The sequence below is a fragment of the Stackebrandtia sp. genome, from assembly GCF_035643755.1.
Classification (GTDB): Bacteria; Actinomycetota; Actinomycetes; order Mycobacteriales; family Micromonosporaceae; genus Stackebrandtia.
On sequence record NZ_DASQPW010000243.1, the window covers coordinates 1 to 10706 of the forward strand.

Annotated in this window: 9 protein-coding genes and 2 pseudogenes; 4 read left to right on the forward strand and 7 right to left on the reverse strand. The window is 69.7% G+C overall.

Annotation, left to right across the window (positions count from 1 at the left end):
- Positions 1-164 precede the first annotated feature (164 nt).
- Genes VE172_RS18730 through VE172_RS18740 form a run of 3 tightly spaced genes read right to left on the reverse strand, consistent with a single transcriptional unit; the run spans position 165 to position 3462 of the window.
- Positions 165-1283 (reverse strand): hypothetical protein, encoded by a 1119-nt coding sequence (locus VE172_RS18730; RefSeq protein ID WP_324803487.1) that lies wholly within the window; start codon positions 1281-1283, stop codon positions 165-167.
- The gene (locus VE172_RS18735; protein ID WP_324803488.1) at positions 1280-2545 is read right to left on the reverse strand and encodes an enolase C-terminal domain-like protein; all 1266 of its coding nucleotides are present in this window, start codon (positions 2543-2545) and stop codon (positions 1280-1282) included. The genes VE172_RS18730 and VE172_RS18735 overlap by 4 nt, the downstream gene beginning before the upstream one ends.
- Positions 2542-3462, reverse strand: a complete 921-nt coding sequence (locus VE172_RS18740; RefSeq protein ID WP_324803489.1) for a 5-dehydro-4-deoxyglucarate dehydratase — start codon at positions 3460-3462, stop codon at positions 2542-2544. Before VE172_RS18740 ends, VE172_RS18735 begins: the two co-directional genes overlap by 4 nt.
- A gap of 143 nt (positions 3463-3605) precedes the next feature.
- On the opposite strand from VE172_RS18740, the pseudogene VE172_RS18745 reads away from it, so the two are divergent.
- A pseudogene (locus VE172_RS18745) lies at positions 3606-4286 on the forward strand (IclR family transcriptional regulator); the annotation flags it as partial.
- Here VE172_RS18745 and VE172_RS18750 read toward each other — a convergent pair.
- Together VE172_RS18750 and VE172_RS18755 are read right to left on the reverse strand one after the other, a co-directional pair.
- A complete protein-coding gene (locus tag VE172_RS18750) occupies positions 4235-4366 on the reverse strand; it encodes a hypothetical protein (RefSeq protein WP_324803490.1) in 132 nt (43 codons plus the stop codon). The pseudogene VE172_RS18745 and the gene VE172_RS18750 overlap by 52 nt on opposite strands.
- A 10-nt stretch (positions 4367-4376) precedes the next feature.
- Positions 4377-5213 carry an NAD-dependent epimerase/dehydratase family protein gene (locus VE172_RS18755; RefSeq protein WP_324803491.1) on the reverse strand — a complete coding sequence of 279 codons (837 nt, stop codon included), beginning with the start codon at positions 5211-5213 and terminating at the stop codon, positions 4377-4379.
- 143 nt (positions 5214-5356) lie between these two features.
- Here VE172_RS18755 and VE172_RS18760 point away from each other — a divergent pair, with 143 nt between their 5' ends.
- Together VE172_RS18760 and VE172_RS18765 are read left to right on the forward strand one after the other, a co-directional pair.
- Positions 5357-6442 (forward strand): right-handed parallel beta-helix repeat-containing protein, encoded by a 1086-nt coding sequence (locus VE172_RS18760; protein ID WP_324803492.1) that lies wholly within the window; start codon positions 5357-5359, stop codon positions 6440-6442.
- Positions 6443-6557: 115 nt separating this feature from the next.
- On the forward strand, positions 6558-8051 hold the full coding sequence (locus tag VE172_RS18765) for a sodium:solute symporter family protein (protein WP_324803494.1): 1494 nt from the start codon (positions 6558-6560) through the stop codon (positions 8049-8051).
- Here VE172_RS18765 and VE172_RS18770 read toward each other — a convergent pair.
- The gene (locus tag VE172_RS18770) at positions 8031-9479 is read right to left on the reverse strand and encodes an MFS transporter (RefSeq protein WP_324803495.1); all 1449 of its coding nucleotides are present in this window, start codon (positions 9477-9479) and stop codon (positions 8031-8033) included. The two genes, VE172_RS18765 and VE172_RS18770, sit on opposite strands and share 21 nt — an antisense overlap.
- Before the next feature lie 24 nt (positions 9480-9503).
- Between VE172_RS18770 and VE172_RS18775 the strand changes: the two genes are divergently transcribed.
- Entirely contained in the window at positions 9504-9962 is a 459-nt protein-coding gene (locus VE172_RS18775; RefSeq protein ID WP_324803496.1) for a MerR family transcriptional regulator, read from the forward strand.
- Between the two features lie 180 nt (positions 9963-10142).
- On the opposite strand, the pseudogene VE172_RS25750 reads toward VE172_RS18775, so the two are convergent.
- A pseudogene (locus tag VE172_RS25750) lies at positions 10143-10670 on the reverse strand (zinc-binding dehydrogenase); the annotation flags it as partial.
- Positions 10671-10706 lie beyond the last annotated feature (36 nt).

Genomic DNA, 10706 nt, shown 5'->3' on the forward strand with positions numbered 1-10706 from the left:
GTGACCCTGGCGGGGCTGGTGGTCGTGGTGTTGGCGCTCAACGCGTACGAGTACTGGGTGGTGGCGCGGCGGGGGACACTGTCCTAAGAGCTCCCAGATTTGCGGTGGAACCTCCGCGCCGCATTTCCAGGAACTGACAACAGGCGCCGAAAAGTGGGGTCTTCTCAGTCGCGGTGTCGCCGCGCGACGGCGGCCAGCGCGGCGAGACGGTCGCCAGCGGCCAGGCCGAGGTGGTACAGGGCCAGGCCCGTGGCGCCCGCGGCGACGAGTCGGTCGACGTGGTCGGCGAGGCCCTCGGGCGCGGCGGGCGGCAGGGCGGTGACGTACGCGTCGACGGCGCCGTGGCGCCCCGCGGCGGCGGCCACGGCGGTCGCGGACGCCGCGTCGGTGGGCCAGGCGGGCACCAGCAGGACGTCGGCGTCGGAAGCGGCGGTGTCGGTGAGACCCGGGGACGGTCCCGTGGCCCAGGGGTCGGGGCTGGCGTGCAGGGTGATGGTGGCGTGGGGCGCGGTTTCGCGGATCGCGGTCAGCACCTCGGCGCGCAGCGCGTCGGCGGAGGCGTGGCGTCCGTCCAGTATGGTGTCAGCGAGATCGCTTGGTACGTCGGCGGTCGGCGGGGTGGCGGCGCGGCGCAGTGCGGCTATCACGGCCTCGGGGTCGGCTCCGGCGGAGCGCCAGCCCGCCTGGCAGGCGTAGCAGCAGCACACCGACAGCCAGCGGGACGCCGCCGCGTCCCAGGCGCCGTCGGTCTTCTCGTGGTGTCCATTGTGTGCGATTCCCATGTGGCCGCAGCCCTCCAGGGACACCTCGTCGATGGGGGTGTCGAGCAGGGACTCGGCGACCAGGGTGGCGGCGTATTCGCGCACCTCGGCGTGGGCGGGGCACAGCGCGTACGGGTAGACGTCGCCGAAGCAGTTGGTGACGGCGACGTCGGGGTGGGCGCGGCCGAGTCTGCTGTTGTGGGTGAGGACGATCCAGGCGGCGACGCGTTTTCCCTTGGCGCGCAATGTTCGCGTGGCGACGCCGAAGGGGTCGGGGCCGTCGGTCCATTCGGGGGCCAGCGGGCGCAGCCGTCGCCTGGCCCACACGGACGTCCGCACGGGGCGGTACAGCGCGGCGTGGGGGGCGTCGACGACGCGGTGCCTGGGGTGCAGCGGGGTGGCGGCCCTGGTGGAGTGGTAGGCGGCGGCCAGGGTGACGGTGTCGACGCCGTCGGGGATCCTGTCCGGAAACGACGGATCGCCGAGGACGTCCCACGGGTAGGCGTGCGCCGAGATCCTCACCAGTGCGCCTTTCGGATGCGAAACGTCGGGTCGAATCGTCGCAGGTATGTCTCGTCGTCGCGGAAGCGGATGCCGCAGGTCTCGTAGTCGGCGTGCGCGCGAGCCAGGGCGTCGCGGTCGAGGTCGACGCCGAGGCCGGGACCCGCGGGCACCTCGATCGCGCCGTCGACGAAGCTCAGTGGACGCTCGATGACGTCGTGCCCGTCCTGCCACGGGTAGTGGGTGTCGACGGCGTAGGTCAACTGTGGAGTGGCGGCCGCGGCGTGCGTCATGGCGGCGAGGCTGATTCCCAGGTGGCTGTTGGAGTGCATGGACATGCCGACGTCCCAGGCGCGGCACATGGCGCCGAGTTCGCCGGTGGCGCGCAGCCCGCCCCAGAAGTGGTGGTCGCCGAGCACCACGCCGACGGCGCGCTTGCCGAAGCCCTCGGCGATGTCGGCGAACCCGACGACGCACATGTTGGTGGCCAACGGCATCGGGGCCCGCGCGGCGACGGCGGCCATGCCGTCGATGCCCGGGGCGGGGTCCTCGAGGTATTCCAGCAGGCCCTCGGTCTGCTCGGCCACGGCGATGGAGGTGTCGACCGTCCAGGCGGCGTTGGGGTCGAGCCTGAGTGGATGGTCACCGAAGGCGTCGCGCAGCGCGGCGATGGCGGCGATCTCCTCGTCGGGCGGGAACACCCCGCCCTTGAGCTTGATGGACCCGAACCCGTAGCGGTCGATCATGCGGCGGGCCTGGGCGACGATGCCGTCGGGGTCGAGGGCGGCGCCCCACTCGTCGGGTTCGGCGTCGGGGTGGCGGTCCCACTTGTAGAACAGGTACGCCGAGAACGGGACGGTGTCGCGGACCTTGCCGCCCAACAGATCGGTGACGGGGCGCCCCAGGGCGCGGCCCTGGATGTCCAGCAGTCCCGTCTCGAACGCGGCGACGACGCGGGCCAGGGTCTTGTCGATGCTGGAGGCGCCGGTCAGGCCGTGGCGGTCGGGGGCCTCGCTGGAGCCGATGGCCTCGGCGCAGCGGCGGCGCAGTCCCGCCAGGTCGAAGGCGTCGAGGCCCTTCAGCGCAGCGGCGGCGCGGCGCAGCAGGACCAGGTGCTGTTCGTCGCCGTAGGACTCGCCGAGCCCGCCGATGCCGTCGGCGGTGTGTACCTCGATGATGCTGCGCAGCGCCCACGGCTGGTGGACGCCCGCGGCGTTCAACAGTGGAGGGTCGGAGAAGGCGATCGGGGTGACGACGGCTTCGGTGATCGTCAGCGCGCTCATCCGATGCTCCCCAGGCTTTTGCGTCCCGCGTCGATGATCTCGGCGAGGCGTTCCAGGTGTTCGGGGGTGGGGTCGACCAGGGGCGGTCGCACCCCGCCGACGGGCAGCCCGCCCATCTCGGCGCCCGCCTTCACCAGGGCGACGGCGTATCCGGGGACGGCGCCGCGCAGCGCGGCGAACGGCAGGTAGAACTCCGCCAGCAGCATCCGCGCCGTGGCGTCGTCGCGTTCGGCGAAGGCGCGGTGGAAGGCGGTGGCGATGTCGGGGACGAAGCACAGGGTGGCCGAGGAGTAGCTGTCGACGCCGATGGCGCGGTAGGCGTGGGCGGACAGCTCGGCGGTCGGCAGTCCATTGAGGAAGATGAAGTCCTCGGCGCGGGGGTGGCCGCTGGCGCGGATCGCGGTGACCACGCGCAGCATGGCGTCGACGTCGCCGCGGCCGTCCTTGAGGCCGATCACCTGGTCGATGTCGAGCAGGGCCGTCGCGGCGGGCGGGTCGAGCACGGCGTTGGCGCGCTGGTACACGATGAGCGGAAGGGGGCTGGTCTCGGCGACGTAGCGCACGTGGGACACCAGGCCGCGCGGCGTGGACTCCACAAGGTACGGGGGCAGGAGCAGCAGCCCGTCGGCGCCCGCCTCGGCGGCCAGGGCGACGAATTCCCGCGCCAGCCTCGGTCCCCCTCCCGCGCCCGCGAAGACGGGGACGCGGCCCGCGACGGTCTCGACGGCGCAGGCGACCAGGGCGCGGTATTCCTGGCGCGACAGCGCGGTGAACTCGCCCGTGCCGCAGGCGACGAACAGGCCCGCCGGGCCCGCGGCGAGCTGGGCCTCGAGGTGTTCGCGGTAGACGTCCAGGTTGAGTTCGTCTCGGGAGTCGAAGGGGGTCAAGGGAAACGAGAGGAGTCCGCTGAGCTGCATCGACCGTCCAATCTTCGCAGGGGCCCGAGGCGGGCAACATCATGCTGCCCCGCGTCCACATATGTGTACAATACATTTATATATGTACGCTCCGCGAAGTTAGCATTCGCACAGCGCGACCGTCAATACCCTTGGGAGCAAGCATGCCAGGCGCCGAAAATCCATCGGTGAAGTCCGCCGAACGCACCGTCAGGATTCTGGAGGCGCTGGCCGACTCCCCCACCCGGCTCAGCCTGGCGCAGTTGCAGGAGCGGATGGGCTACCCGCGTTCCAGCCTGCACGCCCTGGTGCGCACCCTGCGGGAACTCAGGTGGATCGAGGCCGACGAGACGGGCTCGTCGTTCGGCGTGGGCCCCCACGCCCTGCTGTCGGGCACCGCCTACCTCGACCGCGACCCCGCGCTGCCCTACGCCACACACACCCTTGAGGACATTCGCGCCGAGATCGGCTACACCATCCACTACGCCCGCCGCGACGACGCCCACATCATCTATCTGGCCAGCCGCGAGGCCCGCGACACCGTGCGCGTGGTGTCGCGCGTCGGCCGCCGCCTCCCCGTTCACATCACGGCGCTGGGCCAGGTGCTGCTGTCCGACCTCACCGAGTCCGAGGTGGACGCCCTGCTGCCCGCCGAGCTGGAGCCCTTCACCGACAACACCATCACCAACCGCGCCGAACTCCACGCGGCGCTGGACGAGACCCGCTCGCGCGGCTGGGCGTCCGAAAGGGAACACGGCACGGTCGGGGTGGCGTGTGTGGCGGCCACGGTGGACTACCGCATCCCCGCCACCGACGCCATCAGCTGCTCGATGCCCGCGCAGCTGGCCACGTCCGAGGAGCTGGAGCGCGTGGCGGCCGTGATCTGCGAACACGCCCGCTCGCTGGCGTCCACGTTGCGCCGCAACGGAATCCGCTTACATCCGCTTTCCGAGCTCCACGTATGTCCAGGGCCCGCCGACCCGGTTGAGCGCGGCGTCGGCGTCGAAGTCGGGCTCGCCGTGCTCGGCGATCAGGGCGGGGGCGAAGATCTCGGAGTCGTCGACGGGGTGGTAGCCGACCGCCTCGCCCTCGTCGAGGGAGAACCAGCGCCGGGTGTTGCGGCTTATCCCCCAGACCACGCGATACCCGGGCGATTCGACCCGCAGGCACGCCTCGATGAGCCGGGCGCCGTCGGCGGGCGACATCCAGGTGGCCAGCCCGCGCAGGTCGGACACGCCGGCGAACCAGCTGCCGATGCGCAGGCAGATGACGTCGATGCCGAAGCGGTCGTGGTACATGCGGCCCGCGCCCTCCATGGCCACCTTCGACAGTCCATAGTAGGTATCGGGGCGGTGTGGGGCGTCGGCGGGGATCGGTCGGTCGGTGCGCGGCTGGAAACCCACGGCGTGGTTCGACGACGCCAGGATCACCCGGGGCACGCCCGCGCGCCGCGCCGCCTCCAGCGCCGTGATCGTGCCCTTGATGTTGACGTCCACTATGTCGTCGGCGGCGGCCTCGACGCTCAGCCCGCCCAGGTGGATCAGGGCGTCCATGCCGCGGCACGCCTGCTCCATCAGCCCGAGATCCGTCACCGAGCCGATCACGATCTCCTCGTCGGGCGTGGAGTCCGTTATGGAGTCAAGCTCCGACAGTTCGGGCGGGTCGGCGATGTCCAGGAGGCGAAGCGATCGCCCGGGCGCGATGATCCGGGGCCGCAGCAAACCGGCGACTCCGCCCGAGGCGCCGGTGATCAGGATGCGCTGAGTCGTCATGCCGACAGACCCTAGCCGATGCCGTCCACGCTTGGATAGCTTCCACATATGTGGATACAGGACAGGCTTCTGTGCCGGGCCGCATTCTGGTACGGTACGCACACACCTACATACACACGGGGACCGGCAAACTAGGAGCACCCATGTCTCGTCCCCGTGCCCGCCATCTGGGCTGGCTCGCGATTCCCGCCGCCGCCCTGCTGGCCGTGGCCCTGTCGCCCCTGGCACACGCGGAGTCCGCCGCCGACACCATCAACGTGTCCACACCGGACGAACTGTCGGCCGCGCTGGGCGACGCCCAGCCGGGCCAGACCATCGCGATGGCCCCGGGCGACTACCACGGCAACTTCGTCGCCCAGACCGCCGGCGACGCCGACAATCCCATCACCCTGACCGGGCCCGCCGACGCGGTGCTCAGCAGCGACGGACCCGCGGGCGACGGACCCGACTGCGCGAAACCCGGCAATGGCTGGAGTTCCGGCTACGGCCTGTGGCTCTACGACAGCGCCAACTGGAACCTCAAGGGCTTCACCGTCGCCGACTCCAAAAAGGGCATCGTCGTCGACCACTCCCCGCACGTCACCATCGACGGGGTCGCGGTGCACGGCATCGCCGACGAGGGCGTGCACTTCCGCAGCTCGTCGTCCGACGGCGTCATCGAGAACTCCACCATCACCGACACCGGCCGGGAACAACCCGAGTACGGCGAGGGCGTCTACATCGGCTCGGCCAACTCCAACTGGGAGTGCTTCGGCAACTCCGACGGCGTCGACTCCTCCGACCGCGTTCAGGTGCGCGACAACAAGATCGGGCCCGACGTCGCCGCCGAGCCCATCGATGTCAAGGAGGGCACCACGGGCGGAGAGATCAGCGGCAACACCTTCAACGGCCAGGGCATCGCGGGCCAGAACTCCGCCGACTCCTGGATCGACGTCAAGGGCATCGGTTACACCATCGAGCACAACACGGGCACCTTCTCGGACCCCGGGGTCTTCGCCAACGGCTACGAGACGCACAACCCGTCCACCACACCCGACATGGACAACGGGTGCGGAAACGTATGGCGCGACAACGATTCCGACCTGGGCGACACCGGCGACTACGCCATCGACGTCACCTCGCAGTCCAAGTGCGAGGGCAACCCCAACGTCGTCTACTCGTCCAATACCGTGTCGCACGCCAAAAAGGGACTGACCAATATCGACGTCACCCCGGGCGCGACCGACTGATCGCGAGGCGTTGACGCGGCAGGACGTCCGTGCTAATTTCCCGTTAAACATTTGCATTTCTGAATTCGTCTTTCATATCGATTCAGTGTCCACATATGTGAACGGAGTCTGAGCCATGCATATTCTTGACTGGAGCATGGTCATCGCCTACTTCGCCCTGATGATCGGCATCGGCGTCTGGTCCCGGCGCCGCGTCAAAACCTCCAGGGACTTCTTCATCGCCGGCGGCCGGATGCCCTGGTGGCTCACCGGAATCTCCCACCACATGTCCGGCTACTCCGCCGTCATGTTCGTCGCCTACGCCGGGGTCGCCTACACCGACGGCGTCACCGTCTACTTCTGGGGATTCGCCAGCATCGGCATCGGCGTGGCCATCGGGTCCTGGCTGCTGGCGCCGCGATGGAATCGCTTGCGCTCCAAGTACAACGTCGCCTCGCCCCTGGAGTTCCTGGCCCGCCGCTACAACGTCGGCACCCAGCAGGCCCTGGCCTGGAGCGGCGGCCTGCTGAAGATCTTCGACGTCGCGTCCAAGTGGCTGGCGATCTCGGTGCTGCTGAACTCGCTGGCCGGCGTCCCGATCCTGTTGGGAATCCTGGTCACCGGGTGCGTCACCCTCGCCTACTGCACGGCGGGCGGGCTGTGGGCCGACGCCCTGACCGACTTCGGACAGTTCATCATCCAGGGCCTGGCCGGGATGGTGATGATCTGGGCCGTCCTCGACAAGCTGGGCGGCATCGGTGGACTGTGGACGATGTGGGACAGGCTGCCCGCGCACCACCTGTCCCCCACCACCAGCAAGTACACCGGCCTGTTCCTGCTGGTGTACGTCCTGGTGAAGACGCTGGAGTACAACGGCGGCATGTGGAACCTGGCCCAGCGGTACATGGCCGCGCCCTCCAGCCACGCCGCCCGACGCGGCGCGATGCTGTCGGCGGGCCTGTATCTGGTGTGGCCCTTGATTCTCATGATCCCGATGTTCGCCGCGCCGCTGTTCATCCACGTCGACGACCCGACGACGTCGTACGCCGCCATGACGACGAGGTTCCTGCCGGCCGGGATGATCGGCCTGGTCATCGCGGGCATGTTCTCCCACACCATGGCCATGGTGTCGTCCGACGCCAACGCCATCGCCGCGGTCATCACCCGCGACGTGCTGCCCGCGCTGTGGCGGCGCGCCCGCTCCTTCACCGACAGCCAGAAGCTGGCGACCGGCCGCATCGCCACCGTCGCCTTCATCGTCGCCAGCATGGCGATCGCCACCCAGGCAACCAGTCTGGGCGGGGTGCTGACCATTGTGGTGTCGTGGGTGGCGGCCCTGATGGGCCCGATCTCGGTGCCGCTGCTGCTGGGCATGCTGCCGTGGTTCCGCCGCTGCGGGTCGCGGGCGGCGCTGATCTCGTGGGCGGGCGGCCTGATCACGTACGGGCTGGTCTACTACGCGTTCGTCTCCAGCCAGACCACCATCGTGGTGGCGCCGATCCTCGCCTCACTGATCATCTACATCGGACTCGGGCTGGTCGCCTCGGAGCGCACCTCCGAGACCGACGCGATGATCGACTCGCTGAGCACCGACGCCGAGGGCGCCGAGCTAGTGCCATCCGTCGAATAGGGACGCCGCGCGCCGGGCACTGTCCAGCGCCCGGCGCGTGGTCGAGATCAGTCCCAACGCGACGATCACGACGCCGAGGCCCGTCAGGGTCCACCAGGCGGCGTGGCTGGACGAGGTGAAGGCCACGCCGCCGTGGCTCATCGCCGCGGCCACGATCGAACCCGACACCGCCACGCCCAGGGTGACGCCGACCTGGCGGCTAGCCGAGGCGGTCGAGCCCGCCACCCCCGACATCGCCATCGGCATCCCCGACACCGCGGTGTTGGTGATGGGAGCGTTGACGGTGCTCATGAAGACCCCGAACAGCACGTAGATCCCGAGCAGCGCGACCAGCGGCGTGGTCGGGCTCAGCCAGGTCAGCGCGAGCCCGCCCGCCGCCAGCGCCACCCCGGCCAGCACCATCGGCCCGCGGGGCCCGCGGGCGCCCACGACCCGCCCCGCCAGCGGGGCGCCCACCACGATCAGCGCCCCCATCGGCAGCATGCACAGGCCCGTGACCAGTGCGGTGAAGTCGCGCACGTTTTGGAGGTACAGGGTGTTGAGGTACAGGAACGAGCCGTACCCGTAGAAGGCCGCGACGGCGGTGACGAGCGCGGCGCAGAACGGGACGCTGCGGAAGAAGCGCAGCTCGATGAGCGGGTCGGTGCGTCGGGGTTCGTAGACGAGCAGGCCGACGAGGCCGAGCACGACGACGGCGACCAGGCCCAGAGAGATCGGCGAGGCCCAGCCCAGGCGGGGCGATTCGATGAGCACGTACACGAGGCAGGCGAGCACCGCCAGGACGAGCACCTGCCCGACGGGGTCGAAGCGGCGGGGGCGGGGCGCGCGGGATTCGGGGACGAAGGCGAGGGTGCACACGATCGCGACGGCCACGATCGGCAGGTTGATCCAGAAGATCGACTGCCAGCCGATGCCGTCGACCAGCGCCCCGCCCACGATCGGCCCGAGGCACAGCGCCAGGCCCGACACGGCGCCGAACACGCCGATGGCGCGGGCGCGCTCGACGCGGTCGGGGAAGGTGTTGGCCACGATCGACAGCGCGACGGGGTTGAGCATGGTGCCGCCGACGGCCTGCAGCGCCCGCGCGGCGATCAGCCAGCCGATGGACGGCGCCAGGCTGCACAGCAGCGAGCCGACGCCGAAGGACGCCAGGCCGATCAGGAAGACGCGGCGGCGGCCGAAGCGGTCGGCGCTGGAGCCCGCGAACATGAGAAAGCTGGCCAGCACGAGGGTGTATGCGTCCACCGTCCATTGAAGACCCGACACGGAGGCGCCGAGCCTGTCGCGGATGGTGGGCAGGGCGACGGTGACGATGGTGTTGTCCATGATCACCACGAGCATGCTGATGCAGCAGATGATGAGCACCAGGAATCGGCGCCGTCGGGTGAGGCCCTCGGCGTCGGGGCTTCGAAGCGTGGGAGCTGTCATGACATCGACGTTAGGATTTGGAGCGTGCTCGAAGTCAAGCAAGAAGCGGACGAAGTCACATCGGAAGACACTATCGGTTTCACGATCGCCGAGGCCGCCGAACGCTCGGGAGTCAGCGTCCACACGCTGCGTTACTACGAGCGCGCCGGTCTCGTGGTCGGCTCGGTCGGCCGCACCTCGGGCGGCTGGCGGCGCTACAGCACCGCCGACCTGCGATGGATCGGGGTGTGCACGAAGTTTCGGGCGGCGGGCATGCCGATCCGCACGATCCGCCGCTACACCGAACTGGTGACCGCGGGCCCGGGCAACGAGGCGGAGCGGCTGGCGCTGCTGGAAAACCACCGCGACGACGTGGTCGCCAAGCTCGCCGAGTTGACCGACAGCCTGGCGATCATCGACCACAAGCTCGAGGTCTACAGGGGACGTATGGCCGAGGGTAACGCCGCCCAGTTGTGGACGAACGCCCCCAACAACAAGCGCTGAGAACCCGTGCCGCGGTCCACAGCGCCGCGACGCTTCGACCTTTGAAGACGCGGCCGAGGACCGACCCGCCGACGTCGAAGACGCCGCGATCAGGGCCGATAAGTCGGCGTGGTGGACCCGCACGACGAGCTTTCCCGTGGCGGCGTTGGTTTCCATGTCGGCGTGGGCCTGGCGGACCTCGTCGAGGCCGTCGTAGACGCGGTGCACGGGGAAGCTGAGTTCGCCCGCGGCGATGTCGTCCAGGATGGACTGAAGCGCTATGGCGGGCAGGTCGCGGGCGTCCCCGCCATACCCCGTGAGACGGACACCGTTCGGGATGTCGTTGATCGGGTAGAACCCGTCGATCGTCCACTCATTCGACAGGATGCCCGACATGCAGACCGTCCCGTGGACGCGCACGGCGTTCATGGTGTCGGGCAGGGTCGGGGTGCCGACGAGTTCGAGGGCGGCGTCGACGCCGCGCGGGAAGATGTCGCGCACCTTGGCCGCGAGGTCGCCGTCGTCCAGCATGGGGTGGTCGACGCCGTATTTGGCGAGCTCGTCGAGGCGGTCGGGCCTGCGGGTTGTGGAGACAACCGTGGCGCCCCACTGTTTGGCCAGCGCGGCGGCGGCCAGTCCCACCGACGAGGTCCCGCCGCGAATCAGCAGCGACTGCCCCGAACGCAGGTCGAGTCCCGTGGTCAACGACCCATAGGCGGTCTGCACCATCTCGGGCAACGCGCCCACCGTCTCCCACGACAGATC